Annotated in this window: 17 protein-coding genes and 1 rRNA gene; 6 read left to right on the forward strand and 12 right to left on the reverse strand. The window is 70.9% G+C overall.

All coding sequences use genetic code 11. The features are described 5' to 3' along the window. Nucleotides 1-108: ribosomal RNA gene (gene rrf, locus DK368_RS20630) — 5S ribosomal RNA — on the forward strand; the annotation flags it as partial. 4 nt (nucleotides 109-112) lie between these two features. On the opposite strand, the gene DK368_RS20635 is transcribed toward rrf, so the two are convergent. After that, a complete protein-coding gene (locus DK368_RS20635) occupies nucleotides 113-364 on the reverse strand; it encodes a hypothetical protein (protein ID WP_155524662.1) in 252 nt (83 codons plus the stop codon). A gap of 4 nt (nucleotides 365-368) precedes the next feature. On the opposite strand from DK368_RS20635, the gene ybaK reads away from it, so the two are divergent. Further along, complete coding sequence (gene ybaK / locus DK368_RS20640; protein ID WP_114395868.1) at nucleotides 369-842, forward strand: Cys-tRNA(Pro) deacylase; 474 nt, start codon at nucleotides 369-371, stop codon at nucleotides 840-842. 24 nt (nucleotides 843-866) lie between these two features. Here ybaK and pbpC read toward each other — a convergent pair whose 3' ends face one another. The 8 genes from pbpC to DK368_RS20680 form a co-directional block, all read right to left on the reverse strand. Further along, nucleotides 867-3,008, reverse strand: a complete 2,142-nt coding sequence (pbpC, locus tag DK368_RS20645) for a penicillin-binding protein 1C (RefSeq protein ID WP_114395869.1) — start codon at nucleotides 3,006-3,008, stop codon at nucleotides 867-869. Next, nucleotides 2,947-7,788 (reverse strand): alpha-2-macroglobulin family protein, encoded by a 4,842-nt coding sequence (locus tag DK368_RS20650; RefSeq protein WP_114395870.1) that lies wholly within the window; start codon nucleotides 7,786-7,788, stop codon nucleotides 2,947-2,949. The genes pbpC and DK368_RS20650 overlap by 62 nt, the downstream gene beginning before the upstream one ends. A gap of 123 nt (nucleotides 7,789-7,911) precedes the next feature. Then, entirely contained in the window at nucleotides 7,912-8,979 is a 1,068-nt protein-coding gene (locus tag DK368_RS20655) for a cation diffusion facilitator family transporter (protein ID WP_114395871.1), read from the reverse strand. 8 nt (nucleotides 8,980-8,987) lie between these two features. Next, entirely contained in the window at nucleotides 8,988-9,254 is a 267-nt protein-coding gene (locus tag DK368_RS20660) for a metal-sensing transcriptional repressor (RefSeq protein WP_114395872.1), read from the reverse strand. A 228-nt stretch (nucleotides 9,255-9,482) separates the two neighbouring features. Next, nucleotides 9,483-10,163, reverse strand: a complete 681-nt coding sequence (gene mepK / locus DK368_RS20665) for a peptidoglycan L,D-endopeptidase MepK (RefSeq protein WP_240002594.1) — start codon at nucleotides 10,161-10,163, stop codon at nucleotides 9,483-9,485. Nucleotides 10,164-10,374: 211 nt separating this feature from the next. Next, nucleotides 10,375-12,090 (reverse strand): L,D-transpeptidase family protein, encoded by a 1,716-nt coding sequence (locus tag DK368_RS20670; protein ID WP_162306125.1) that lies wholly within the window; start codon nucleotides 12,088-12,090, stop codon nucleotides 10,375-10,377. 148 nt (nucleotides 12,091-12,238) lie between these two features. Then, a complete protein-coding gene (htpG, locus tag DK368_RS20675) occupies nucleotides 12,239-14,128 on the reverse strand; it encodes a molecular chaperone HtpG (protein WP_114395874.1) in 1,890 nt (629 codons plus the stop codon). A 150-nt stretch (nucleotides 14,129-14,278) separates the two neighbouring features. Further along, nucleotides 14,279-15,838: a hypothetical protein gene (locus DK368_RS20680; protein WP_114395875.1), complete on the reverse strand. Its 1,560-nt coding sequence runs from the start codon at nucleotides 15,836-15,838 to the stop codon at nucleotides 14,279-14,281. 162 nt (nucleotides 15,839-16,000) lie between these two features. On the opposite strand from DK368_RS20680, the gene DK368_RS20685 reads away from it, so the two are divergent. From DK368_RS20685 to DK368_RS20695, 3 genes are all read left to right on the forward strand, one after another. Next, nucleotides 16,001-18,559 carry a helicase-related protein gene (locus DK368_RS20685; protein ID WP_114395876.1) on the forward strand — a complete coding sequence of 853 codons (2,559 nt, stop codon included), beginning with the start codon at nucleotides 16,001-16,003 and terminating at the stop codon, nucleotides 18,557-18,559. 110 nt (nucleotides 18,560-18,669) lie between these two features. Continuing rightward, nucleotides 18,670-19,524 carry a peptide chain release factor N(5)-glutamine methyltransferase gene (gene prmC, locus DK368_RS20690; protein ID WP_114395877.1) on the forward strand — a complete coding sequence of 285 codons (855 nt, stop codon included), beginning with the start codon at nucleotides 18,670-18,672 and terminating at the stop codon, nucleotides 19,522-19,524. A 489-nt stretch (nucleotides 19,525-20,013) separates the two neighbouring features. Continuing rightward, on the forward strand, nucleotides 20,014-20,442 hold the full coding sequence (locus DK368_RS20695) for a DUF4167 domain-containing protein (protein ID WP_114395878.1): 429 nt from the start codon (nucleotides 20,014-20,016) through the stop codon (nucleotides 20,440-20,442). A 170-nt stretch (nucleotides 20,443-20,612) separates the two neighbouring features. Here the strand turns inward: DK368_RS20695 and DK368_RS20700 are convergent, their stop codons facing one another. Continuing rightward, the gene (locus DK368_RS20700; RefSeq protein ID WP_114395879.1) at nucleotides 20,613-21,368 is read right to left on the reverse strand and encodes an MOSC domain-containing protein; all 756 of its coding nucleotides are present in this window, start codon (nucleotides 21,366-21,368) and stop codon (nucleotides 20,613-20,615) included. 126 nt (nucleotides 21,369-21,494) lie between these two features. Then, the gene (locus tag DK368_RS20705) at nucleotides 21,495-21,980 is read right to left on the reverse strand and encodes an NUDIX domain-containing protein (RefSeq protein ID WP_114395880.1); all 486 of its coding nucleotides are present in this window, start codon (nucleotides 21,978-21,980) and stop codon (nucleotides 21,495-21,497) included. A gap of 232 nt (nucleotides 21,981-22,212) precedes the next feature. Between DK368_RS20705 and clpB the strand changes: the two genes are divergently transcribed. Then, on the forward strand, nucleotides 22,213-24,843 hold the full coding sequence (gene clpB / locus DK368_RS20710) for an ATP-dependent chaperone ClpB (RefSeq protein WP_114395881.1): 2,631 nt from the start codon (nucleotides 22,213-22,215) through the stop codon (nucleotides 24,841-24,843). 126 nt (nucleotides 24,844-24,969) lie between these two features. On the opposite strand, the gene DK368_RS20715 is transcribed toward clpB, so the two are convergent. After that, the gene (locus DK368_RS20715; RefSeq protein ID WP_240002595.1) at nucleotides 24,970-26,406 is read right to left on the reverse strand and encodes a M23 family metallopeptidase; all 1,437 of its coding nucleotides are present in this window, start codon (nucleotides 26,404-26,406) and stop codon (nucleotides 24,970-24,972) included. Between the last annotated feature and the right edge of the window lie 371 nt (nucleotides 26,407-26,777).

Raw genomic sequence — 26,777 nt, forward strand, 5'->3', positions numbered from 1 at the left:
CCATAGCGAGGGCCATTACACCCGATCCCATCCCGAACTCGGCCGTGAAATCCCTCCGCGCCTATGGTACTGCGTCTCAAGACGTGGGAGAGTCGGTCGCCGCCAGGTCCGCTCAGCGCACTGGAAAACCATTCTTCATTGCTTCCCGATCCGCTTTCAAAACGCCGCCATCCCTGTCCGGGGTGGCGGCGTTTTGCATGCCGGCCTCCTGTGCATCCAGACTTGAGCACATGGCCGCTTCGCGCCCATTCTCGATACGGCCCGCCGGTTCCGGCGGCGCCAGGAGCACGTCCCTCAGGAGCACGTCCCCCAGGGGCGTCTGTCCCGGCGCGTCTGTCCGGACGCGTCCGTCCAGGGAGCCCATGCCCATGTCCAAGACCACCCGCGCCACCCAGGAGGTGGCCAAGGCCGGTGTCCCCTTCACCCTGCACAGCTATGCGTATGATCCCGGCGCCGAGCGCGTCGGGCTGCAGGCGGCGGAGGCCATCGGCATGCCGCCGGGCCGGGTGCTGAAGACCCTGATGGCCGAGGTGGACGGCAAGCCCGTCTGCGCCGTCATCCCCTCCGACCACGAGGTCAGCATGAAGAGGCTGGCCGCCATCTTCGGCGGCAAGAGTGCCCAGATGCTGCGTCCCGCCGACGCCGAGCGGCTGACCGGCTACCATGTGGGCGGCATCAGCCCCTTCGGCCAGAAGCGGCGGGTGCCCACCGCGGTGGAGGAAACCGCCCTGTCGGCGCCGACCGTGTTCATCAATGGCGGCCAGCGCGGCCTGCAGCTGGAACTGGCCCCCGCCGATCTCTGCCGCCTGCTGGCGGCCAAGGTCGCCGCCCTGGTGGCCTGACGCCCGCACCGGCCCCCGTCATGGTCAGCGCAGGCGCACCGTGGACCGGGCCTGCTGCCCGGCCGAATCGATGACGGTGATCCGGGCGAAGCCCGGCCCGTCCGGCTGCCAGAACCGGGCGCCCTCCCCCTCTTCCCCGCCCGGCAGGGGAAGATCGTTGACCAGCCAGCGGAAGGGGGGGCGCCCGCCCATAGCCTCCAGCGGCAGGGCCTCGGGCTGTCCCGATCCGGCAGCCAGATCCACCTCGGCGCCGTCCGGCGGGAAGGCCACGGCCAGCGGTGCGGCCGCGGGGGGTGTGGCGACCACGGCCCGCAGCGGGTCCAGTTCGAAATGGCGCAACGGCTCCGGCAGCGGCGCCCCCGTCGGCAGGACGCCCATCGGCGGCGGCGGGAAGCCGCGCCCCCGCGGCAGCAGGTCGGCCAGCCGGAACAGGATCGGCGCCGCCTCGTCCCGCCCCACCGCCCCCGGCCGCGGCGTGCCGTCCGGCCGCCCGACCCAGACCACCAGCACATGATCGGGGGTGAAGCCGGCGGCCCAGGCATCGCGGAACCCGTAGGAGGTGCCGGTCTTGTAGGCCAGGGGCCGGTCCGGATCGGGGCTGCGTCCGTCCGGCGGCGGCGTGCCGCGCAGGATATCGACCACGGACCAGGCCGCCCGCGGATCGACCAGCCGGGTCCCCGTTGCCACCGGCGAGTCGGCCAGGAGGCGCAGCGGCCGTGCCACGCCGCCATCGGCCAGGGCGGCATAGGCGCCGGCCAGATGCTCCAGCCGCACCCCGACTCCGCCCAGGGCCAGGGACAGGCCGGCCTCGGCTCCCGGTCCGCCCGGCAGGGCCAGCTGCATGCCCGCGGCGCGCAACCGTCCGGCCACCTGGGCCGGCCCCAGCCGGGCCAGCAGGCCCACGGCGGGAACGTTCAGCGATTGCTGCAAGGCGCTGCGCACGGTCAGGCTGCCGCGGAAGCCGCCGCCGAAATTGCCGGGCCGGTAGGCCCCGAAGGCGATCGGCCGATCCTCGATCCGTGTCTCCGGATGCAGCGGCAGGCCCTCGAAGGCCAAGGCGTAGAGCAGGGGCTTCAGGGTCGAGCCGGGGGAGCGCAGCGCCCGCACCATGTCGACCTGTCCGGCCGGACCGCTGACGCTGCCCCCCACATAGGCCAGCACGGCGCGGCTGCGGATCTCCAGCACCAGGGCCGCCACCTCCGCTTCGGGCTCAAGGCGCTGACGCGCCGTGGCGGCCACCTGCTCGGCCAATCGTTGCAGAGCCGGATCGATCGTCGTGCGCAGGGTGCTGCCGGGGGGGGAAGCGCCCGCCAGCCGTTCGGCCAGATGCGGGGCGATCCGGGGCAGGGGCTGACGGGCCAGGGGCAGCGGTTCCGCGTCCGCCTCCGCCAGCGTCCGCGCATCCAGCCGTCCGGCGGCGTGCAGGCGCTGCAACACCTGGGTCCGGGCGCGCCGCGCCGCTTCGGGATGCAGGTCGGGCCGGCGCGCCGTGGGCGACTGGGGCAGGGCCACCAGCAGGGCGGCCTGCGCCGGGGTCAGCTGCGCCGGTTCCCGCCCGAAATAGGCCAGCGACGCCGCCCGCACCCCTTCGAGATTGCCACCGAACGGCGCCAGGGTCAGGTAGAAGCCCAGGATCTCCGCCTTGCTGTAGTGCGCCTCCAGCTGCAAGGCCCGCAGCATCTCGATCAGCTTGGCCGACAGCGTGCGTGGCCGCGGCTCCAGCAGGCGGGCCACCTGCATGGTCAGGGTCGAGCCGCCGGAGATCACACGGCCGTGGCGCCATGCCTGACCGACGGCGCGCAGCAGGGCCAGCGGGTCGATGCCGGGATGCCGGTCGAAGCGCCGGTCCTCGTAACCGCGCAGCAGGTCGAGATAGAGCGGCGCCACATCCTCGACGCCGGCCTCCAGCCGCCAGGCGCCATCGGGGGACAGAAAGCCGCGCAGCGTGCCGCCGTCGCGGTCCAGCACCAGCGTGGACCGCGCCTGATAGCGGCCGAGATCCGGCGGGAACAGCCGGTCGGCCAGCAGGACCCCGCCGCAGACGAGCCCGCACCCCAGGACGCCGCTGCGCAGGGCCCGCAAGAGTGCCCGGCGCCGGTCCGGCTCAGGGGGCTGCCGTGACGGTGGCCCGTCCGGCGGCCGTGCGGGCGATGGTGGCACTGTCATACATGTCCTCCACCGTGGCCGGGGGCAGGGTGAACTGCCCCGGCGTCACGGCGCGCGCCAGATAGACGATGCGGAAGCCGGTGTCACCCAGCGGCTTCACGTCGGTCGTCTCCGCCTCGTCCTCGTCGTACCAGGACCAGCCCAGCTCGACCACGCCCACCAGCCGGTCGTCCCGGCCCTCCAGCAGGGCGGGGCGGCTGACCTCGCCGGCCCAGGCGGCGGCACTGGTGCCGTCGGCCTCCCGCGGCAGCACCGATTCGATCTCCCAGCCGGCGGGCAGCGGATCGACCAGCACCAGCGTGCGCCGGGCGGCGCTGCCCTTCCTGTCCAGGCGGCCGTCCAGCACCACGACGATCTTGCTGTTGCGCGGCAGACGGGCCGGGTCCAGCGGCGTGCCGTCCAGCGTGTGGAAGCTCTTGTTCAGGCTGAGGCCGTTGGCCGCCACCGGCGGCGGCGCCTGCTTGGGCACGCCCGTCAGCGTGACCGAGCGCCAGACGGGACCGCTGCCGCTGTTGGTCAGGGCGAAGCCCTGGGCCAGCTGCTCCGGCGACGGCTCGACGCTGAGGGTGGCCGTGCCGGCGGCACTCTGCACCGGGCCGTCCACGCTGATGGACGGGGCCTCGCCGCCGGCCAGCAGGGCCTGGGCCGCCAGCAGCAGCCAGCCCTTCTGCTGGGTGTTGTAGGACCAGGGATCCTTCTGCCTGGCCAGCCGCTGCACCAGGGCGCCGGCGGCCTCCACCGTTGCCTTGTCATCGACCGAGGCGGCCACGGCCAGGGTGGCGGCAGCCTCCCGCTCCGGCGAGGCGTAATAGTCGCGGCCGGCGCTGCCCAGGGCCTTGCGCGCCCGCTCGAACGCTTCCGCCGCCCGGCGCGTATCGCCGGCCAGGGTCAGGGCGGCCCCCAGCTGGGCATGGGCCAGGGAGCCCTGCACCGCCTCGACCGGCGTGCGGGACTTGCTGCCCTTCTTCCGCTCCGCGGCCTGGGCCACGGCATCGTTGAGGTAGCGCAGATCGCCCAGGGACGCGGTGCCGGCACGCGCCAGCAGCCAGGCGCCGTAGCTGGCGGCCTCGACCTCGGCGCCGCCGCCATTGAGCCGACCGCCCACATAGCTGCGGACCCAGCCCGTCAGGTCGGCCATGGCGGTGGGCGGCACGGCGTGGCCGGCCTTCTGTGCCCGCTGCAGGAAATCCAGCACATACATTTGCAGCCAGGGCGAGGCGTAGTCGTCGCTGGCGCTCCACAGGCCGAAACTGCCATCGGGCTTCTGCCGCTCCAGCAGGCGCGCCAGCGCCGATTCGATCCGCAGGCCGATGGTGCCGGGCTGCTCCAGCCCCAGCCTGGCCGAGACCTCGGGGAAGGCCAGCAATGGCAGGGCCACGCTGACCGTCTGTTCGGTGCAGCCATAGGGGTAGCGGTTGAGATCCTTCAGCAGGCCGGGCACATCGATGCCGGGCAGGCGGGAATAGCCGACCGACAGGCGGGCGGTGCCGGGCTGGAACGGCTCCAGCAGGGCGGCCGAAAGGGTCAGACGCTCACCCGGGGCCTGTTCCCGCACCTCGGCCAGGGTCACGGGCGCCTGGGCCGGGCGTACCGTCAGGTCCCAGCTGCGGGTGAAGGACAGCCCGTCCGGCCCCTGCACCGCCAGGGTGAAGCCGGCGATGCCGGCGCCATCGGCCTTCAGGGCCACGCGCTCCAGCTTCTGCTCGCCGGCGGCCAGGGGGCGCTTTTCCGGCAGCGGATCGGCCAGGGTCACCGGGCCGGTGGGGGTGAGCTTGACCGTGTAGTCGCCGGCCTTGCCCTCCACATTGTGCAGCAGCAGGGTGGCGTCGGCCATGTCGCCGGGGGCCAGGAAGCGGGGCAGCACCAGCTCGGCCACCACGGGATCGCGCACCAGCATGTCGGCGCTGGCGCCGCCCAGGCGCGTGGCATCATAGGCCACGGCCATCAGCCGCAGAGTGCCGGCGAAGTCCGGCACCTCCAGTGGGATCACGGCCTTGCCGTCCTTCAGCGGCACCACGCCGCTGAACAGGGCGACGACGCGGCTGGAACTGACGGGCAGGCCGGCCCCGCCCAGCTCGGCATCACCGCCCTCGCGGATGGCGCCCGCCAGGCCGGCATTGCCGTCCAGCAGCCGGCCATACTGGTCGCGCATCGCCACGCCCAGACGGCGCTTGGCGAAGAAATGGGCATAGGGGTCGGGGGCGGCGTAGCGGGTCAGGTTCAGGATGCCCTCATCCACCGCGGCCAGGGTGACGAAGGCCGTGCTGTCCGCTGCGGCCGCCGTCACCGTCACGGGCACGGTCTGGCGCGGGCGCACGCGCTCCGGCGCCTGCACCGACACAGCCAGCTGCCGGTCGCGGCCATCGACGCCGATCCAGGCCAGCCCCACGGCGCGGACGGGCCGGTGGCCGCCCTGGGCCTCCACCGGACGGATGAAGCTGACCAGGGCATAGGCGCCGGCACCCCAGTCCCTGTCCACGGTGACATCCAGGGTGACGGGATCGGTGCCCACCGTCTGGCTGCGCACGGAATGGACCTTGTCCCCGGCCAGCACCAGCTGCATCTGGCCGGCGAAGGGCGGGGTGATCTTCAGCTGCACCGACTCGCCGGGCTTGGCGGCGGGCCGGTTCTGCCCCACCTCCACCTTGTCGGGCGTGCCCTCCTGCCCGTCATCGGGAACCGTCCAGCCGGCATAGAAGCCGAGATCGGTGCTGGCGCCGCTGGCGGTATCCACCACCTCCATCCGGTAATGGCCCCAGTCCACCGCGGCGGCCATGCGCACCGGCCGGCCGGCATCGGCGGCGACGGTGCCGCCGGCCACCCGGCTTTCCCGCTCGCTGTACCGCCAGTTCCAGCGGTTGCCCTGCTGGTACCAGACATAGTGGCGCTCGACGCGGTACAGCGTCCAGCGCAGGTCGGGACGGGCCAGCGGCTTGCCCTGCGGGTCCAGGGCCACCAGTTCGAAGCCGGCCTCCTGGCCCTCCTTGGCGCGCTTGTCCGGGAACTGCGGGCGCAGGCCAAGATAGACGGGCGCACCGCGCACCGGCAGGGTCACGCTGTCCCGGGTGGCGCGGCCGCCGGGCTCCTGGACCTCCACGGTGATGGCGGCGGCCATGGGGGCGGCCCCCACCTCCTCCTTGCCGACCTGCACGGACAGTTCGGCCCGGCCCGCCGCATCGGTCTGGACCATGTCCAGATCCATGACATCGCCGGTGCCGGCCTTGTCCGGGCCGAACTGGAAGGCGGCGAAGGCGGGGAAGGGTTTTGGATCCCGGCGCAGCTGCAGCGTGCCGCCGGCCGTCAGGTCGGCGCCGGGGGCGCCATAGAGGAAGCGGGCGGTCAGGGCGATGCCGGCCGGCACGTCCGGTTGCAGGATCATGTCCGGCGCGGGCGGATCGATGCTGACCTTCAGCTTGGGCGGAACGAAGTCCTGCACCTCGAACCGGGCTTCCCCCACGGGCTCGCTGCCCCCCTCCAGCAGGGCGGTCACGCTCCAGTCACCGCGGCGGGCACCGGACGACAGCGGGATGTCCAGGGCAGCACCACCGGCCACCGGCTTCACCGTGCGGCGCAGGAACTCGCGCCCGTCGGGCCGGCGCACCACCAGGGTCACCGGCGCCCCGTCCACCGCCTTGACCAGCCGGTCGCGCAGCAGCAGGGCCGCATGCACGGTCTCGCCGGGGCGGTAGATGCCGCGCTCGGTCCAGACGAAGGCCTCGATCTCGCCCACCGGCGGGCGGCCGTCGGCCCCGCGATCGCTGAAATCGAAACCGGGCCGGTCCAGCTTCAGCAGGCTGAAATCACCGCCCGCACCGTAAAGCATGAGGCTGGCCGGGCGGGCACCGCCCTGGCCGCGCAGCAGACCGGGAGCGAAGCGGGCCACACCATCGCTGTTGGTGCTGGTCTCGCCCAGGATCTGGTTGTCCTCGGCCACAAGGGTCACGCGCAGGCCGGAGGCCGCCAGCGCCGTCGACAGCAACCGGGCCACCACGGTCAGGCCGTCCTGCCCGGTGTAGGTGGTGGGGGCGATGTCCGTCTCCACCAGCCAGCGCGCCGTGCTGCGGGCCTCCCGGGCCTCGTAATCGTCATCGGCCGTCAGCGCCGCGTCCTCGACCGCCACCAGATAGACGCCGGGCGCGCGCTTGGGCAGGGCCAGGGCCAGGGGAAAGGCGGTGGTCGCCTTCTGGTTGGGGCTGGACTTCACCGCCATCTCGCCGCTCCAGACCAGGGAGGCGTCCCTGTTGGCGGCATGGCGGGCATCATAGGAATCGAGGTCGCCCGACAGGGTCAGGCGCGAGGCCAGCCGGTCGCTGGCCCGGTAGACCTTCACCCGCAGCGTGTCCACATTGACCGTTTCGATCCCCAGCCCGGCACTGCCCTCCCGCGGCAGGACGAAGCCGCTGCCGCCGATGCGCACCGACGGGGCGAGGTTGGGCAGGGCGGCGTTGAAACTGTAGGCCGCGGCCAGCATGGACCCGTCGGTGGCGGGCAGTCCGGCGCGCACGGTCACCGTGTAGCGCTGGCCGGCGGTCAGACCCTGCAGGCAGAGTTGCTTGCCCTGGGCGGTCACGGCGATGTCGGTGGCCGGGTCGATGCTGACGAAATCCCTCAGCGTCACCCCCTCCTGCCTCACCGGCGCGGAGAAGACCGCGCAATAGGCCGGCTGGTCGCCCGTCAGATCGGGCCCATGCTCAAGCGGTGTGACGGCGGCCTGGGCCGGCCAGGACAGCAGCAGGGCGGACAGCAGCGACGGCAGCAGGGGGCGACGGGACAGGGGCATGGAGGCGGTCCGGACCGGATAGAAAGGTCCGGGATTGTAGGCGGAAATTATGGCGGTTCCACGCCTGGAGGTGGTTATGCCTTTCGGATGCGGGAAATGGCCGTCGAGTGGCCGGCCGGCGCGTCAGCCTCCCTGATTGACTTCCACCGTCAGGTGCCGGATGCCCAGATCGGCCGGCACCAGCGCCCGGTAATGGTCGGGCGGCTGCGGGGCGGGGCTGACCACACAGAGAATGCCGGCATGGACGCCGGGCGCCACCGACCAGACATGCAGGTCGCTGACGCGGTCGCCCCCGCGCTCCACGGCGGCGCGGATCTCCGCCAGAACGGGCGGCGCGGCCTGATGGTCCAGCAGGACGCCGGACGTGGTCCGCAGCAGGCCGCGCGACCAGTTGGCCACCAGCACGGCACCGACAATGCCCATGACCGGGTCCAGCCAGCCGGCCCCGGCATATTTGCCGCCCAGCAGGGCGGCGATGGCCAGGACCGAGGTCAGCGCATCCGTCAGCACATGCAGATAGGCGGAGCGCAGATTGTGGTCCTCGTGCCCGTGTCCATGATGCCCGTGTCCATGATGCCCGTGTCCATGATGGTCGTGTCCATGATGGTCGTGATCAGGGTGGTCATGATCGTGGTCATGGGCGCCGTGCCCGTGCTGGCCTTCGCCGTGGTGGCCTTCGTTGTGGTGATAATCGTGGTCATGGTCATGGTCGTGGTGCCCATGCCCCCCCAGGATGACGACGCTGGCGGCATTGACCAGCAGACCGAGAACGGCCACGGCGATGGCCTCGTCGAAGGCGATGTCGCCGGGGGCCAGCAGCCGGCCCAGGCTTTCCCAGCCCATGCCCAGGGCGACCACGGCCAGCAGCAGGGCGCCGGTGAAGCCCGCCAGGGCGTTGACCTTGCCGGTGCCGAAGCTGAAGCGCGGATCGTGGGCGTGCCGGCGGGCATAGACATAGGCGAACAGCGAAATGGCCAGCGCCACCATGTGCGAGGCCATGTGCACCCCGTCAGCCAGCAGCGCCATGGAGCCGGTCCACAGCCCCGCCCCCACCTCCACCACCATGGTCACGGCGGTCAGCACCACCACCAGCAGGGTGCGGCGCTCGCCGGCGGCGGCCTTGTCCTGACCGAAACCATGATCGTGGTGCCAACGGTCCGGGGTGGCTGCCGGCGCGGGGTGTCGGTTCATGGGGGCGCTCACAGATATTTGCTGAGGTCGGCGATGTGGGCCAGACGCTCCCGCGTTTCCCGCGGCAGCGGTCCCGTCGCCTCCTCCAGGTGATGCTCGATGTGGTGCAGCACCAGCTCGGTCTTGGCCTTGTCCAGGGCCTTCAGCACGGCCTGGAGCTGCTGGGCGATCAACAGCGCGTCGCGCCCGTCCTCCACCATGCGCAGGGTGGCGGCCAGATGGCCCTGGGCCCGGCGCAGCCGGTTCAGGATCTCGGGATTGTTGGCGTGGCTCATGGGACCAGCCTAACGACCACGCCGATGGCGGGCAAGTCCCATCCCCGGGGAGGGGATGGGCAATGGCGCAGCCGAGCGGCGGACGGCATGTGTCGTTTCAACCGCAAAAATGGAAAATACGCCCGTGTCGCTGCACGGCCGGGCGCTTCCGTAGGGGATGACGATGTCAGGAGGATGCTGGATGTCCGGCGCTTGGCCGATGGGGCGCCGAGGCGTCGGGCGCAGCGGTCAGATGGCGGCGCCGTTCCACTCGCGCACGCGGCCGGTGTCCACATGCACGAAGCTGGACTTCGGGTAATAGCCGACACCGCCCAGGCGCAGCTCCAGCGCGGCCTGGCGGATCCGGGCCAGGTTGCGGCTGCTGAGGTCGATGTCGATGGCCTTGCCTTCCATGTGCAGGCTCTTGTTGGCCACGCCCTTGCTGGCACGCGCCAGGGCGGCGTTGGTCTTCGGGCTGCGGTAGCCCGAGATCACCTGATAGGCCTCATCGGTGCGCAGGCGCTGGCGCAGCTGGAACAGCAGGTCCAGCAGCTTGGGGTCCATGCGCGTCACCTCGCCCGTGCGCCAGTCGCGCAGGATGGTGTTGACGTCCTTCAGCGCCGCCGGGATGTAGCGGCCATCGGCGAAATAGGTGACCTTCAGCGTGTCGCGGGTGTGGGGGGAGACGAAGCTCAACACCCGGCGCGGGTTGGTCAGGCTGCCGGCCTCGGCCGGGGCCGGGATCAGGGTCGGCAGGCACACCGCGGCGCCGACACCCAGGGCTGTACGGCCCAGACCCGTCAGGAAGCCGCGGCGGCCGGAATCGGCCGGAACGGTGCTGCCGGTGGAAGAGGCCGTCGGAGACGAACAATCGGCCGTGCTGGTCTGGGTCTGCGAAGTCCGCAGGAACGCCATCAGCCGAGCCACCATCGTCCACCCCTCCGTCGCCTGTACGCTGCCGCCTGTGCCGCTGCCGAACCCGCCATTTTCACCACTCTGGTTGTGGCGCAAATGACACGATCAAACTCTGGTCGATGTGCGTCCCATGCGGGACACGCATGCAGTCATGGCAGAACGATGGCGCTGAAGCAAGGCACAAATGCACCGGGAAGTACCCCGACCGATATTGCCCCGGGATTCCTTAAGGAGCCCGGGCCGGGGTGACCTGTTCCGTTCCATCGGTATGGCCGGGAACCGTGGCCGCCTCCGCCGCCACCTGCGGCCAATGGATGCGGGAGGCCAGCAGGGCTGCCGCCAGCTTGCGGTCACGGCCATAGATATCGCCGCGGAAATTGACGGTGCCGTCATCCTCGACGAAGGCGGTGATGTAGGTCAGATGCACCGGCAGGGCCGATTTCAGCCGCACCACCGTGCGCACATTGCTGGCCACCACCTGGTCCAGCCGCGCCCGGTCCCAGCCGGTGGTGCCGGTCAGGCGCAGGATCAGCTCAGCCAGGTCGAAGGGGTTCTCCACCCGGATGCAGCCATGGCTGAAGGTGCGGTTGGCGCGGGAGAACAGCGTCTTCGACGGGGTGTCGTGCAGATAGACGTCGAACTGGTTGGGGAACATCAGCTTGATGCGGCCCAGGCTGTTCTGGTCGCCCGGTTCCTGGCGCACGCGGAAGCGGTGGCCCGGCAGCCCCAGCTTGGCATAGTCGATGCTGCCGGGGGGCAGCGGCACGGCGCTTTCCGTCCAGTCGGACAGCAGCACATAGCCATGCTTGACCAGATAGCCGGGGTCCTTGCGGGCCTTGGGGAAGATCTCCTTCTCCGCGATCTTGGCCGGCACATGCCAATAGGGGTTCAGCTCCAGATAGGTCATGGATTCGCTGAACACCGGCGTGCGGGTATAGGGCGCGCCGACGACCACGCGGGCCTTGTGGATGGGGTGACCGTTCTCGAACACGGCCAGGGAGAAGGCCGCCAGATTGACCATGAGGTAGCGGGGGCCGAGATCGTCCGGCATCCAGCGCCAGCGCTCCATGTTCAGCACGATCTGGCCGATACGCTGGTCCACCGGCACGTTCATCGCGGCGAAGGTGCCCTTGCCCACGGCGCCGTCCGGTTCCAGCCCGTGTTCCTGCTGGAACCGGCGCACGGCGGACTCCAGCAGCGGATCGTACAGCAGCGGATCGGCCGGGTCGGGTGATCCCGCCGGCAGTTCGCCGGTGGCGCGCAGGCGCTGCCGCAGGGGCGGCACCCGCGCATCGCTCTGGCCGGGCTTCAGCGTCTCGCCCTCGCTGGGCACCTGGGGCCAGCCGCCGGCGGCGGCCAAGGCGCGATACCGGACCAGGGCCGCTTTCAGCCCGGCATATTCCGGGCGCTTCGGGGCCAGCGGGCGCAGCACGGCGGCCGGATCGGGGACCGCCGCCACCTTGTCCAGCAGCGGACCGGGCTTCACTTCCCGGCGCTGCACGAACAGCTCCGCATCCACCTGCGACGGCTCCAGCCGGCCGGACCCGAGATCCCGGCCGAAACTCACGGCCCCGGCGGACAGCAGCACTTCCAGCTCGGCCAGGGCATCGGGCGAGTCGCCGCGTTCCAGCAGGGTGCCGATGCGGCCGACGCCGTAATCCTTGGGGTCCAGCCCGTCGGCATCGGCGGATTTCAGAACGGCCAGCAGGGCGCCGGCGCGGGCGCTGGGGTGGTTGCCCTCGATCCAGACGGGGGCGAATTTGCGCCCCTCGTAGAAGCGGCCGAGCAGGGCCAGGGTCTGGCCGTCCTGGTCGGCCTTGGGCGCGCCGACGCCGGTGGTGAGCCGGTGCTGCAGGGCTTCGGTGAAGCTGCGCGCCGCGACCGGAAGGGAAATGCTGGCCACCAGCAGACCGGCGCCCAGACAGACAAACCACCGACGCATGAAAACTCCACCCCGTATGCTCGCCCTGGCCCCAAGGTAGCGGGGTTCCGCGGCGGAAAAAGGGCGGCTTTGGCAGGGCCGCCCTGCGTCCGCCCCCACCATCCCGACCGGAACGGTGGGGGCGCGCCCGGTCCCGGGCGCGCCGGTGTTACGCCGTCAGGCCCTTTTCCATGACGGTGGCCATGCGGCGGGCGAAGGCCAGCGGATCCGGCAGCGACTCGCCCTCCAGGATCCGGGCCTGGTCCAGCAGCAGCCAGGCCGCATCCTCCAGCCCGGTGCCGGCGCCACCGCTGGCGGCCCGCTCGGACAGGCGCTTCACCAGCGGGTGGGTCGGATTCAGCTCCAGGATGCGCCTGGCGGCCCCGCCCTCCAGCTGCTTGTGCTGCTTCAGCAGCCGCTCCAGATGGATATCCAGGTCGCCTTCGTCGGCCACCAGACAGACGGCGCTGTCGGTCAGCCGCTCGGACCGGCGCACATCCTTGACGGCATCGCCCAGGGTCAGCTTGACCAGGGCGATCAGGCTGGACAGGTCGCCCTCGGCCGGGGCGTCCTTGGCCGCTGCTTCCGGCGTCTCCCCGCCCTTGACCTTGGCCAGATCGGCGCCGCCGCGGGTGACGGACTTGAAGGGCTTGCCCTTCACCTCGCGCACGCTGCCGATCCAGAACTCGTCCACCGGATCGGTCAGCAGCAGAACCTCGATGCCCTTGGCGCGGAACCCTTCCAGCTGCGGGCTCTTCTCCAGCGCGGCGGCGTCATCGCCGGCGATGTAGAAGATGGCGTCCTGCCCGTCCTTCATGCGGCCGATATAGGTGTCGAGGCTGACCAGATCGCCGCCGCTCGCCGTGCTGCGGGCGCGCACCAGTTTCAGCAGCTCGTCGCGGTGGGCGTAATCCTCGTACAGCCCCTCCTTCAGCACGGGGCCAAAGACGTCCCAGAAGCGGGCATAATCGGCGGCGCTGTCCGCATCCTCCGCCTTCTTCGCCAGCTCGCCCAGCACGCGCTTGACGATGCCGGCCCGCAGCTTCGACAGCACGGGATTGTTCTGCAGCATCTCGCGGCTGACATTGAGGGGCAGATCCTCGGAATCGACCACGCCCTTGAGGAAGCGCAGATAGGACGGCACCAGCCCTTCGGCCTCGTCGGTGATGAAGACGCGGCGGACATAGAGCTTCACGCCATGCTTGCGCCGCGGGTCGAACAGGTCGAAGGGGCGCTGCTGCGGCACGAACAGCAGGCCGGTGTAGTCGATCACCCCCTCGGCCCGCCAATGCAGGGTCAGCCAGGGCTCGTCGAAGCTGTGGCCGACATGGTGATAGAACTCCTTGTACTGCTCTGCCGTGACCTCGCTCTTCGGCCGCGTCCACAGGGCGGAGGCGGCATTCAGCGACTCGGCATCCTCCCCGCTGCCCAGGCGGATCGGCACGGCGATGTGGTCGGAATAGGTCTTGACCACCTGGCGCAGGCGGACCTCTTCCAGATATTCCCCGGCATCCTCGCGCAGATGCAGCACGATGCGGGTGCCGCGGGCCGGGGCCGCATCGTCGCCGGCCTCGGCCACGGTGAAGCTGCCCTTGCCGTCGCTCTCCCAGCGCCAGGCTTGGGCTTCGCCGGCCTTGCGGCTGAACACCTCCACCCGTTCCGCCACCATGAAGGCGGAATAGAAGCCGACGCCGAACTGGCCGATCAGGCTGACATCCTTCCTGGCGTCGCCGCTGAGCGACTGCAGGAAGGCGCCGGTGCCGCTGCGGGCGATGGTGCCCAGATTCTCCACCAGCTCGTCGCGGCCCATGCCGATGCCATTGTCCATGACCGTCAGGGTCCTGGCGTCCTTGTCGATGACAAGGCGGATGGCGAAGGGGGCACCGTCGGCGGTCAGGGCCGGGTTGGTCAGCGCGGCGTAACGCAGCTTGTCGCAGGCGTCCGAGGCGTTGGAGATCAGTTCGCGGAGGAAGACCTCCTTCTCCGAATAGAGGCTGTGGGCCACGATGTCGAGCAGGCGGCTGACCTCGGCCTGGAAACTGAGCCGTTCCTCACTCATCGCTTCTTACCTTCCGGATTGGATCACTGTTCGTCTTGCCGATTGCGGGCGGTGCTGTCCGGGCTGTGCCAGGACCGCGGCGTCGATATGGGGAAAACAAACGCCGGGCGCAAGCGGGACGCGTGGATGCGCCCCGGTCACCGGCCCGCATCAGCGCAGCGACAGCAGCCCCTGCACCAGCGCCGTGGAGTCGTTGCCGTTCAGCAGGATGCGGCCGTCGGCCCCGATCTCCACCCGATAGGACTGGACCGTGCGGCCCTGCCCGTCCGTCTCCGGTCGGCCCAGCCCCTGCAGGGCATAGAGGGCCAGCGTGCGGCCGGGGTCGCCGGCATTGGCGGCGCTGGCCCGGGTGATCAGCCCGTCCAGCCCGCGCAGGGCCAGGGCCAGGGACCCTGTCAGGCCGCGCGGGCTGGTATCGGTGAAGTGGAGGGTGCCCGACCCGGACAGGCCCGCCTCCGCCGCGTCCAGCACCAGTTTCGACAGGGTCAGCTCCGCCCCGGCCCGCCCCAGGGCCGCCAGCGCCTGCTGTTCGAAAGCCTTGCGGGCGCCGGTCTCGCCCAGGGCCGGAGTCTGCTCCAGCCGCTGGGCATAGGCCTGCAGCAGGGCGCGGCGGGGCAGGCCGCTGGCGGCCAGCCGCACCTCGCCGCTGGCCGGGATCTGCTCGGGACGGATACCGGGGCCGTCCAGGGCCAGCCCCTTGTGGCGCAGGCTGAGATCCAGCCCGGCCTTCTCCGAGGTGAGTCCGGTCAGGGTCAGGCTGGCGCTGCCGTCGGCCAGGCTGGTCCGGCTGCCATCCTCCCCCAGCCGGCGCAGGCCGCTGACCTGCACCGTGGCCTTCAGCTGGCCCAGCATCCCGTCCAGATGCGGGAGTGCCGCCGCCAAGGCCCTGGCCTCCGCCGGGGACAGCCCCTCCCGTCCGTCATCCGCGGCGGCGCGGGCGGCCATCGCGGCGTTCCATTCGGCATAGCGGGCCGTGTCCAGCCCGCTGATCTGGGCCTGGACCGACAGGCTCTTCAGGGCCAGCTGCTCGGCGCCCGCCGGGGTGCGGGCCTGGACGTCGCTGATGCTGAGGCTGGCCGGGCCGGTCCATTTCCCGTCCTGGTGGATCTCCGGCGTCAGCCGGGCCGAGATCTGGCCGACACTGACGCGCCCCGACCCTTCGCGCGGGGTGAACAGGATCCGGGCCAGACGCAGATCCAGCGCCTCCAGCGTTTCCAGATCGGCGGTCCAGCGCCCTTCCAGCGTGCGCTCGCCCAGGGTCACCTCACCGGCGCGGAAGCCCTGGGGACCGAACACGGCCAGCGTCGCCGGCAGGCTCGCCGTCCAGGCCCAGCCGCCGTCGGGCTGCGGAGTGACCCGGGCCTGCACGACCGGCGCTTCCAGCAGCCACCCGTCCGGCGTGACCAGCCGCAGGTCGGGCAGCGTCACGGCATAGGCGGCGCCTTCGGCCCGGACGCCGGCATCGGGCGCCCGCTCCAGCCGGTAGCGGTCGGCCGGGCCGCGGGCCAGCCGCGCCAGCCGCCCTTCCAGCAGCCGTTCCAGCTGGGCGGCCCCATCCGGGGTGACCTCCTGGCCTTCGGCGGGCAAGGGGGGAAGCAGCGGCAGGGCCAGGGCCAAAGCCAGCAGGGGCCGGGCCAGACGGCGGACCGGGGGACAGACCGAGCAGCAGACCGGGCGGCGGGACAGGTGGCGGGTGGATGCATGCATCATGGACGGACCTGGACACGGAACGGAACCAGGACATTCCTCTGTCATGCTCCCATGGCTATTCTGTGACCCCGGGCGGCCCCGGCCGGGGCGGAGGGGGTGGGCATACCCCGATTGACCGCGGGAGCCTTGCAATCCCGCAGCGCAGCACCAAGGATGTTGGGCATGAATCCCGCGCCCGTCCCCGCCCGCGCCGCACCGGGCGCCGCCCAGTCCGGATCAGGCTCCTCCGGTTCCTCGTCCGGCCGCATCGTCGCGGTGCTGGGGCCGACCAACACCGGCAAGACCTATCTGGCCATGGAGCGCCTGCTGGCGCACCGCACCGGCATGATCGGCTTTCCGCTGCGCCTGCTGGCGCGGGAGAATTACGACAAGGTGGTGAAGCTGCGCGGACCGGGGCAGGTGGCCCTGGTGACGGGCGAGGAGAAGATCATCCCCGCCGCCCCGCGCTACTGGATCTGCACCGTGGAATCCATGCCGCTGGACCGGCCGGTGGAGTTCCTCTGCGTGGACGAGATCCAGCTCTGCGCCGACCCCGAGCGCGGCCATATCTTCACCGACCGGCTGCTGCACGCCCGTGGCGGGGCGGAAACCATGTTCCTGGGGTCTGACACCGCCCGCCCCCTGATCCAGAAACTGGTGCGCGGGGTGGAGATCGTCAGCCGTCCGCGCTTCTCCAACCTCAGCTATGCCGGGCACAAGAAGCTGGTGCGGCTGCCACCGCGCAGCGCCATCGTGGCCTTCAGCGTCACCGAGGTCTATCAGCTGGCCGAGATGGTGCGGCGCTCCCGCGGCGGCACCGCCGTGGTCATGGGCGCCCTGAGCCCCCGCACCCGCAACGCCCAGGTGGCCATGTACCAGGCCGGCGAGGTGGATTATCTGGTCGCCACCGACGCCATCGGCATGGGCCTGAACATGGATGTGGACCATGTCTGGTTCGCCCGGCTGTCGAAGTTCGACGGCATGCAGCCGCGCCGGCTGCGGGCGCCCGAGGTGGCGCAGATCGCCGGCCGCGCCGGCCGCCACCTGTCCGACGGCACCTTCGGCACCAGCTGGGACTGTCCGCCGCTGGACGAGGAGACCATCGAGGCGGTGGAGAGCCATACCTTTCCGCCGCTGACCCAGCTGATGTGGCGCAACAGCGACCTGGATTTCCGCTCCCTGCCGCTGCTGCTGCGCGCGCTGGATGCCCGCCCGCCGGCGCCGGAGCTGATCCGGGTGCGCGAGGCCGACGACCAGCAGGCCCTGCAGGCCCTGTCGCGGGATGCCGAGGTGGCGCGGCTGTGCCGCCGCCCGGCCGATCTGCGCCTGCTGTGGGAGGTCTGCCAGGTGCCGGATTTCCGCAAGGTGCTGTCGGATGCCCATACCCGCCTGCTGTCCCAGATCTTCCAGCATCTGATGAGCCCCGGCCGCCGCCTGCCCACGGACTGGATGGCGGCCCAGGTGGAGCGGCTGGACCGGGCCGAAGGCGACATCGACGCGCTGGTGGCCCGCATCGCCCATGTGCGCACCTGGACCTATGTCTCCCACCGGGCCGACTGGGTGGTGGACCCGCGCCACTGGCAGGCGCGCACCCGCGCCATCGAGGACAAGCTGTCCGACCTGCTGCATGAACGGCTGACCCAGCGCTTCGTCGACAAACGCTCGGCCGGGCTGGTGAAGTCGCTGCGCGACGGGCGCGACCTGCTGGGATCAGTGGGCAAGGGCGGCGAGGTCATGGTGGAGGGCCATCCCGTCGGCCGGCTGGACGGCCTGCGCTTCACGCTGGAAGCCGATGTGGCGGCCGAGGACCAGCGCGCCCTGATGACGGCGGCGCGGCGGGCGCTGAAGGACGAGATCGCCCAGCGCGTCGGCCGGGTGGAGGCCGCGGACGACGGGGCTTTCACCCTGGGCGACGACGGGATCATCAGCTGGGCCGGGGCGCCTTTGGCCCGGCTGACCGCCGGCGCGTCGGTGCTGGCGCCGCAGCTGCGGGCGCTCCACGACGATCTGCTGGAGTCCGGCCAGCGCGAGCGCATCCGCGCCCGGCTGGCGGCCTGGATGCAGGCGCAGGTGCAACGGCGGCTGGCCCCGCTGCTGCGGCTGGCGGACGCGCCCCTGTCCGGCCCGGCCCGCGGCATCGCCTTTCAGGTGGCGGAGGCGCTGGGCGCCCTGCCGCGCGGACCGCTGGAGCCGCTGATCCAGGGGCTGGCGCGGGACCAGCGCCGCGATCTGGCCAGGCTGGGGCTGCGGCTGGGCTTCAGCCATGTGTTCCTGCCGCAGCTGGCCAAGCCGGCGGCGGTGGGATTGCGTGCCCTGCTCTGGGCCGTGCGCCATGGCGCGGCGCTGCCGGCGCCGGTGCCGCCACCGGGCCGTGTGTCGGTGCCGGCGGCGGGCGGGCCGGACGGCCTGCTGGAGGCGGTGGGCTATCCCCGTGTCGGCCCCCGCGCCATCCGTGTCGATATGCTGGACCGGCTGGAAACCCTGCTGGCCGAGCGGCAGGCCAAGGGGCCGGTGACGCAGGTGGCCGACCTGGCCCCGCTGCTGGGCTGCGCCCCGGACGAGCTGGCCGGGGTGCTGGCAGCCCTGGGCTGGGCGCAACGACCGGCCCGGGAGGCGGGGCAGCCGCCGGTCTGGGTCCGCTCCGGCCGGCACAAGCGGCTGGAGAAGCGGCGGGCCGAGCGCCAGACCCGGCCGGTGGACCCGGACAATCCCTTCGCCGTGCTGCGCGGTCTGGCCGGATAACCCTTCCGTTGGGGCCGGACCCTGCGCTATTCCGAAGCGGGCGGGGGCTGCCCGGCCTGCCGAGGGTCGGCCGCAGGCCCCGACCCTTGTGTCTCCTGGCGTGAGGCCCCGTGCCCGACGATCCCACCCTGTCCGCCCTGCTGGCCGATGCGGTCCGGCGCCTGACCGCGGCCGGCATCGACAGCCCGGCCCTGGACGCCGGCTATCTGGCCGAGCATGTGCTGGGCATCCCGCGCCTGGCCCTGCGCCGCCGCGGGGCGGAGCCGGTGGCCCTGGCCGCGGCGCTGTCCTTCGAGGCGCTGCTGCGCCGGCGGGAAGCGCGGGAGCCGTTGCAGCGCCTGCTGGGCAGTTGGGAGTTCTGGGGGCTGGAGCTGCTGCTGGGGCCGGAAACCCTGATCCCCCGCGCCGATACGGAAACCGTGGTGGAGGCGGTGCTGAAGCGGCGGCCGGAGCGGACGCGGCCCTGGCGCATCCTCGACCTGGGCACCGGGACTGGGGCCATCCTGCTGGCCTTGCTGCATGAATATCCCCAGGCCACCGGCGTGGGCGTCGATCTCAGCCCGGCGGCGGCGGCCGTGGCCGCCCGCAACGCTCAATTGCTGGATCTGGCCCAGCGTGCCGGTTTCGTGGCGGCAAGCTGGGCCGACGCGCTGGACGGCTGCTTCGATCTCATTGTCGGCAACCCGCCCTATATCCCCGACGGGGAGATCGACGGCCTGCAGCCCGAGGTGGCCCGGCACGAGCCGCGCCGCGCCCTGGCCGGCGGCATCGACGGGCTGGACCCGTACCGGCATCTGGCCGGCGAACTGGTCCGGCTGCTGCGCCCCGGCGGGTTGGCCGTTCTGGAGCATGGGGCGGAGCAGGGGCCGGCGGTGGCCGCTTTGCTGCGCACTGCCGGACTGCATGGTGTGGAGACGGTGTGTGACCTGGGCGGGCGGGATCGGGTGACGCTGGGTCATGCCTGACCCGGCCGCGCGCCGAAGGAGGTGCCCCCTGGTCGGGGCAAAAAAAGCGACCATATGCTTCGTCCGGCAGTCTGGCGCCGCCCGCTCGCACGGCCTCACGGCGCGCGGCGCAAAAAACCTGTTGGATTGGCGCGGAACTGCGTTTAGGGTCGCTGCCATCAGGGCGGCTTGACATGGGGTATGAGCCGCGCCTGTTGCCCCGGAAGGGGCCGATGCCGGGATGTCCCGTGCACCCCCAGGTCGACCGGATCGCAGTGTCGGTCGCGGCAGGTCTTGCGGCCCGTCGCTTGCGGTAGAGTCGATTCGGACCGGGTGGTCGATCCCGACATGGTGCCGATCCGTCAGGACCTTCTTAGGGCTTGGCGCGGCATGGCTGGGTCCGTCGGCGCGAGGGTTTCCTGCGGCGTTGATGACGGGACCCGTCGGGACGGGAAGGCCCGGGCCGGATGGCCGGGGGGCGAAACCAATTGGGGCCAGAGCAAACATCGAATGAGACAGGGACCGAACTCCAGGCGCTCGCGCGGCCGTGGCAACAATGGCGGCAACGGCAACCCGAATGGCGGAAACAACCAGCAGGGTCGTCGACAGAACGTGCCGTTGCGGCACCAGACCTTCGACAGCAACGGCCCTGATGTCCGTATCCGCGGCAACGCCTTCCAGATCTATGAGAAGTATCAGGCGCTGGCACGCGACGCCCAGGCCTCCGGTGACCGTATCGCCGCCGAGAATTACCTGCAGCATGCCGAGCACTATTACCGCATCATCGGCCTGATCAACGAGCAGGAAGGCCGGAGCCGGCAGGATGTCGGCCCGCGCCGCGAGACCCAGGGCAATGGCGCCTACGAGGGCGACGATATGGCCGAAGGCGACGAGTCCGAGGCGGGCGGCGAGGGCGACCGCGAGCCGATGAGCGCCTGAACCGGCGCCGTCGACTGCGTGACAGGCCGGCACTGCGGGGCGTTTCCGTTACGGCGGGGTGCTTTGGGAATATCCGGGCGCGAACCGGCAGGGCCGCATCCCGAGCGGTCCCGGCCCGGTGTTCCGGTGTCTCCCGTTCTATCGGCCTGCCGCCCCGCGGCCGGCATGGATCAGCCGAGCGACAGGCCGTCCCCCACGGCCACCTCGCCGGCCGTGACCACACGCGCATAGACGCCGCAGACCACATGGCCGAAGCCGCTCTTCAGGGCTTTGATCAGGGCCATGTCGCGCTCGCCGCTGGCCGGGTTGACCTCGATGGCGGCGCAGCGGGTGATGGTCTTGAACACCTCCAGCTCGGCGCCGCCGATGCGCAGGCGCCGGCCCACCCACTGCATCTCGGCCCAGGGCTCCAGCCCGTCCAGCAGCAGGTTGCCGCGGAACCGCACCGGATCGACCGGCGCCGTGGTCACGCGCTCCAGATCCTTCACGCTGCCCAGATTGATCAGCGACACCGCCTTGTCCGGGATGTCGGTGAAGGCGTGGCCCTGCCACTCGACCAGCTTGTAGGGGCCGGGAGCGGCCGACCCGTGCATGTAGGCCGACAGGAACTGGTCGATCAGCAGCCGTCCGGTGGGGGTGTCGATCCGCCCGCGCGCCACGGGCTTGCCGGCCCGCAGCAGCACCAGGGTGCAGCTGTCCGCGTCATAGCGGGCCTCCAGCGTGGCCAGCTTCTCGTCCCGCTGCAGCATCAGGAAGTTGCTCTTCGGCTTCCAGGCCGGCTCGGCCGCATCGAAGCCGGAGGCCCGGTGCAGGATGGCGAACCGCCGGTCCTGCGGCAGCGTCTCCCCCGCCACCAGGGCGACGCGGGTCAGCGGCTGGTGCGACAGGCCCTTGACCGGGAAATAGTGGATGGCGGCGATTGTCATGGCGTCAGCATATTGCGGTGCGGCAGGGGCTTGTCAACCGCACAGGGTTCGGCCGAGGAACGGTTGTGCTGACGAATTGCGGGTGCCATCCGGCATCCGCCCCCCGCGGAGGCAGGGAATCCGGCCTTACCAACGCTCCGACACCGGCTCTCCCTTGAAGCGTTCCCGCAGCCGCCGGCCCGTGGCGGGGGACAGGTCCGCCGGCAGCGCCTCCAGCGGAAAGAAACGCGCCTCCTCAATCTCGAAGGCCTGGACCGTCGGCTTTCCCTGCCAGGGACCGGCCTCGAACAGGGCCACATGGTCGTGGCCCCAGGGGCCGAAACGGGCATGCACCGACAGCAGACGCGCCGCGCTGGCCTCCAGCCCCACCTCCTCGCGCAGCTCGCGCAGGGCGCCTTGGCCCAGTGTCTCGCCCCGGTCCACGGCCCCGCCGGGAAGATGCCAGCCCTCGATATAGGTGTGCCGCACCAGCAGCACGGCGCCGGTCTCGTCCCGGACCAGCACGCGCACCCCCAGGGTCAGCGGCCGGCGCAACCTCTGCCAGCCGCGGCGCAGCAGGAAGGCCAGCCGGGGCAAGGGCCGCAGACGGGAAGGCGCGAGAGGATGGATCATGCGGGGACTGTCCTGCTGCTGGAGAGGGGCTGTGGAAACGCCGCCCGGACAGGGCCGGCCCCGGCCCCGGCGTCATAGCACCTTTGGCGGAGGCAGGCCCGTCCGACGTCTTGCAGGATGGCACGCCTCTGCCAACATATGCTTCGATCCCTCCCGGATCGCACACTGACGTGGATCATCGCTCGATCGGGCCTCATGAGGACGATGGGAGCAGCCCAAGGGAGATTGAGGCATGGATTTCCAGAAATACACCGAGCGCAGCCAGGGGTTTGTCCAGGCGGCGCAGGCGCTGGCGCTGCGCAGCGGCCATCAGCAGCTGTCCCCCGAACATCTCTTGAAGGTCCTGCTGGATGACAAGGACGGTCTGGCGGCCAACCTCATCCGCAGCGCCGGCGGCGATCCCGCCCTCGCCCTGACCGGTGTCGAGGCGGAACTGCGCAAGGTGCCCAAGGTGGAAGGGCCGGGGGCCGGCGGCGTCGGCCTCAGCCGGGAGCTGGCCCGCGTCTTCGCCACGGCCGAGGAGGTGGCGCAGAAGGCCGGTGACAGCTTCGTCACCGCCGAGCGCCTGCTGCTGGCCTGCGCCCTGACCACCGGCACGCCGGCTGCCAAGGTGCTGGCCGATGCCGGTGCTTCGCCGCAGAAGCTGAACGAGGCCATCAACGCACTGCGCAAGGGCCGCACCGCCGACACGGCCGGGGCCGAGCAGGGGTATGACGCGCTGAAGAAATATGCCCGCGACCTGACCCAGGCTGCCCGCGACGGCAAGCTGGACCCGGTCATCGGCCGCGACGAGGAGATCCGCCGCACCATCCAGGTGCTGGCCCGTCGCACCAAGAACAATCCGGTCCTGATCGGCGAGCCGGGCGTGGGCAAGACCGCCATCGTCGAGGGGCTGGCCCAGCGCATCGTCAATGGTGACGTGCCGGAGGGGCTGAAGAACAAGCAGCTTCTGGGGCTGGACCTGGGCAGCCTGGTGGCCGGTGCCAAGTTCCGCGGTGAGTTCGAGGAGCGGCTGAAGGCCGTGCTGCAGGAGATCCAGGCGGCGGCCGGCGACATCATTGTCTTCATCGACGAGCTGCATACGCTGGTCGGCGCCGGCAAGGCCGATGGCGCCATGGATGCGTCCAACATGCTGAAGCCCGCTTTGGCCCGCGGCGAGCTGCACTGCGTCGGCGCCACGACGCTGGACGAGTACCGCAAATATATCGAGAAGGACGCGGCCCTGGCCCGCCGCTTCCAGCCGGTCTTCGTCAACGAGCCGACGGTGGAGGACACCATCTCCATCCTGCGCGGCCTGAAGGAGAAGTACGAGCTGCACCACGGCGTGCGCATCACCGACAGCGCCATCGTGGCGGCCGCCACCCTGTCCAACCGCTACATCACCGACCGCTTCCTGCCGGACAAGGCCATCGACCTCATCGACGAGGCGGCCAGCCGCCTGCGCATGGTGGTGGACAGCAAGCCGGAAGCCATCGACGAGCTGGACCGCAGCATCATCCGGCTGAAGATCGAGCGCGAGGCCCTGAAGCGGGAAACCGATGCGGCGTCCAGGGACAGGCTGGAAAAGCTGGAGGACGAGCTGGCCGAGCTGGAGCAGCAGTCGGCCACCCTCACCGCCCAGTGGCAGGCGGAGAAGGAGAGCCTGAACAGCGCCCAGAAGCTGAAGGAGGATCTCGACAAGGCCCGCGCCGAACTGGATCAGGCCCAGCGCGCCGGCGACTGGGCCAAGGCCGGCCAGCTGACCTATGGCGTGATCCCCGAGCTGGAAAAGAAGCTGGGGGCGGCGCAGGAGGCCAATCAGCACCGGATGCTGAACGAGGAGGTGCGCGATGGCGACATCGCCTCCGTGGTCAGCCGCTGGACCGGCATTCCCGTCGACAAGATGCTGACCGGCGAGCGCGAGAAGCTGCTGCATATGGAGGAGAAGCTGGGCAGCCGCGTCATCGGCCAGGACGAAGCCATCATCGCCGTCTCCAATGCCGTGCGCCGGGCCCGCGCCGGCCTGCAGGACCCGAACCGGCCGATCGGCAGCTTCCTGTTCCTCGGCCCCACCGGCGTCGGCAAGACCGAGCTGACCAAGGCCCTGGCCGAGTTCCTGTTCGATGACGAGACGGCCATGGTCCGGCTCGACATGTCCGAATATATGGAAAAGCACTCGGTCGCCCGCATGATCGGCGCCCCGCCGGGCTATGTGGGCTATGAGGAGGGCGGCGCCCTGACCGAGGCGGTGCGGCGGCGGCCCTACCAGGTCGTGCTGTTCGACGAGGTGGAGAAAGCGCACCCCGACGTGTTCAACGTGCTGCTGCAGGTGCTGGATGACGGCCGCCTGACCGACGGCCAGGGCCGCACGGTGGATTTCCGCAACACCCTCATCATCATGACCTCGAATCTGGGCTCCGAATATCTGGCCACCCTGCCGGAAGGCCAGGATGTGGGGTCGGTGCGCGACCAGGTGATGGAGGTGGTGCGTGGCTCGTTCCGGCCGGAATTCCTCAACCGGCTGGACGAGATCCTGATCTTCCACCGGCTGAGCCGGCTGCATATGGGCGGCATCGTCCAGGTGCAGCTGCAGCGTCTGCGCAAGCTGCTGGCCGACCGCGACATCACCCTGGACCTGGACGAGCCGGCCACCCAATGGCTGGCGGACAAGGGCTATGATCCGGTCTATGGCGCCCGGCCGCTGAAGCGGGTGATCCAGCGCGAACTGCAGAATCCGCTGGCCACCCGGGTGCTGGAGGGCCGGATCCAGGACGGGCAGACGGTGACGGTGACGGTGGGGCCGGACGGGCTGACCCTCGATGGCGAACCGGTGCATCTGCCCATGCCCTCCCAGTGGGGCCGGCAGCCGGGCACGCTGCACTGATGGCCGATCCGCCCCGGTCGGGACACCGGTCGGGGCGGCGCCCGCCGGTTTTCCCGGCGGCAAGGCATGAAAAAGGCCGGTCCCCGCAGGGGCCGGCCTTTTCTCGGTCTGGAATGGGCGGGCGGCTCAGCAGCCCGGGGCCACGCGGCACCCCTTGCCCTTGACCGCCGCGTCGGCGGGGGCGGCGACCAGGGCCACACCCGACAGCGCCTCCTGGAACTGCTTGTCGGTCTGGGCGATCGTGGCCTTGAACCTGGCCAGGGTCTTGCCCTCGAGATTGCGCCCGGTGGGCAGGTCGACCGACAGCGGATTGACCTGCTGGGTCCCGCGCAGCACCTCGTAATGCAGATGGGCACCGGTGACGCGGCCGGTGGCGCCGACATAACCGATCACCTGCCCCTGGCTGACGCGGGCGCCGCGGCGCAGGCCGGTGCCGAAGCGGCTCATATGGGCATAGGCGGTGCTGATCTCGCGGTTGTGGCGGATGCGCACATAATTGCCGTAGCTGCCCTTGGGGCCGACCTCGTCGATGGTGCCGTCGCCGGCGGCATAGATCGGGGTGCCGGTGGGGGCGCCGAAATCCACACCCTTGTGCATCTTGCTGAAGCCCAGGACCGGATGCATGCGCATGCCGAACCCGGAGGTCAGGCGGGCACCGTCGACCGGGGTCCGCAGCAGGGCCTTGCGCACCGATTCGCCCAGGGCATTGAAATACTCGGCCGGGCCGTCGCCATCATCGAAGCGGTAGATCGGCTTGCGCTTCCCCGACAGGGTCAGGGCGGCATAGTGGATCTCGCCGTCACGGGCCACATCGCCCTCGGGCGTGACGAACTGCTCGTACAGGATCTCGAATCCGTCGCCCGGCTGGATGTCGCGCTGGAAGTCCACATTGTAGGCGTAGTTCTTCAGCAGGGCGCTCAGCACGGCGATGGGGACGCCGGCACGGCTGCCCGCCTCGAACAGCGAGGAATTGATCTCGACCTTGGCCGCCACCAGACGCCGCTCCAGCGGCTTGGCCGTTTCGGCGGCCTGGAACCGCGCGCCATCGAAATTGACCGAGACGGAGCGCTCGACCGTGGGCTGGAAGGTGAAGCCGACGAATTTCCTTTCGCCGGAGGACCGGTCGAACAGGACCTCGAACTCCTGGCCGGGCTTCAGCCGGCGGGGGTTGTAGACGGCGGTCAGGGCCGTCACCGCCTCATGGGCGTTGTCCTGCGGGACATTGGCCTCCAGCAGCAGCTGCATCAGCGTCTCGCCCCGGCCCAGGCTGACCAGACGGCGCTGCACCGGGTCGGCATCCTGTTCCAGATCGCCCCAGGCCTCTCCGGCCAGGTTCGGCCCCTGGCCGGCATCAAGATCGATGGCAGGGACCGCCGCGGCTGTGGACCCGCTGTCGGCAACCGGCGGCAGCGCGGCCATGGGCAGGCCATCCGGTGTCCGCGGCGCCTCGCGGGTCCCCTCAAAAGGAGCATGGGTCAGCAGAAGCGCCAGACCGATCGTGCCCAGAGCGGTCAGTCCCGCCCATGCCAGCCGCTTCCGCACGACCTGTCCTTCCTGCTGCATGCTCCGATGTCTCCTGCCCGCGGGATGGATCGTCCATGATCCGGGCCAGACCTTGCGTGACCGGTCTGCCACTGTCAACGTGAACATCCCGCGTACATCGGTGAAAACCCCAGACAATCCGCCATGTTGCGACGATCTGGCCTGACGCCCGTCCGGAATCATTTTCCGCCAGGGCGGCCGCTTGCCAAGGTCTTCCCTTTAAATGCAGGGGTCGGTGGAATCTGCTTGCAATGCCTCCGTCACCGGCCTACATAGCCGCTCCCCGCGGTTGGTCTGGGTTGTTGATCTGGTCTGGCGGTTGGGGTGGATCTTTGGACAAGGTGTAGCGATCTCCACGTTGGAGGGTGCGGAGTGATCCGGGTGATTCTGGA

The organism is Oleisolibacter albus (assembly GCF_003336875.1).
Lineage (GTDB): Bacteria > Pseudomonadota > Alphaproteobacteria > Azospirillales > Azospirillaceae > Niveispirillum > Niveispirillum album.

What these genes read in the sequence shown, in the direction of transcription:
- DK368_RS20635 (WP_155524662.1), bottom strand. Translation starts at nt 364, where the DNA reads ATGGGCTCCCTGGACGGACGCGTCCGGACAGACGCGCCGGGACAGACG.
- ybaK (WP_114395868.1), top strand. Translation starts at nt 369, where the DNA reads ATGTCCAAGACCACCCGCGCCACCCAGGAGGTGGCCAAGGCCGGTGTC.
- pbpC (WP_114395869.1), bottom strand. Translation starts at nt 3,008, where the DNA reads ATGACAGTGCCACCATCGCCCGCACGGCCGCCGGACGGGCCACCGTCA.
- DK368_RS20650 (WP_114395870.1), bottom strand. Translation starts at nt 7,788, where the DNA reads ATGCCCCTGTCCCGTCGCCCCCTGCTGCCGTCGCTGCTGTCCGCCCTG.
- DK368_RS20655 (WP_114395871.1), bottom strand. Translation starts at nt 8,979, where the DNA reads ATGAACCGACACCCCGCGCCGGCAGCCACCCCGGACCGTTGGCACCAC.
- DK368_RS20660 (WP_114395872.1), bottom strand. Translation starts at nt 9,254, where the DNA reads ATGAGCCACGCCAACAATCCCGAGATCCTGAACCGGCTGCGCCGGGCC.
- mepK (WP_240002594.1), bottom strand. Translation starts at nt 10,163, where the DNA reads ATGGTGGCTCGGCTGATGGCGTTCCTGCGGACTTCGCAGACCCAGACC.
- DK368_RS20670 (WP_162306125.1), bottom strand. Translation starts at nt 12,090, where the DNA reads ATGCGTCGGTGGTTTGTCTGTCTGGGCGCCGGTCTGCTGGTGGCCAGC.
- htpG (WP_114395874.1), bottom strand. Translation starts at nt 14,128, where the DNA reads ATGAGTGAGGAACGGCTCAGTTTCCAGGCCGAGGTCAGCCGCCTGCTC.
- DK368_RS20680 (WP_114395875.1), bottom strand. Translation starts at nt 15,838, where the DNA reads ATGATGCATGCATCCACCCGCCACCTGTCCCGCCGCCCGGTCTGCTGC.
- DK368_RS20685 (WP_114395876.1), top strand. Translation starts at nt 16,001, where the DNA reads ATGAATCCCGCGCCCGTCCCCGCCCGCGCCGCACCGGGCGCCGCCCAG.
- DK368_RS20695 (WP_114395878.1), top strand. Translation starts at nt 20,014, where the DNA reads ATGAGACAGGGACCGAACTCCAGGCGCTCGCGCGGCCGTGGCAACAAT.
- DK368_RS20700 (WP_114395879.1), bottom strand. Translation starts at nt 21,368, where the DNA reads ATGACAATCGCCGCCATCCACTATTTCCCGGTCAAGGGCCTGTCGCAC.
- DK368_RS20705 (WP_114395880.1), bottom strand. Translation starts at nt 21,980, where the DNA reads ATGATCCATCCTCTCGCGCCTTCCCGTCTGCGGCCCTTGCCCCGGCTG.
- clpB (WP_114395881.1), top strand. Translation starts at nt 22,213, where the DNA reads ATGGATTTCCAGAAATACACCGAGCGCAGCCAGGGGTTTGTCCAGGCG.
- DK368_RS20715 (WP_240002595.1), bottom strand. Translation starts at nt 26,406, where the DNA reads ATGCAGCAGGAAGGACAGGTCGTGCGGAAGCGGCTGGCATGGGCGGGA.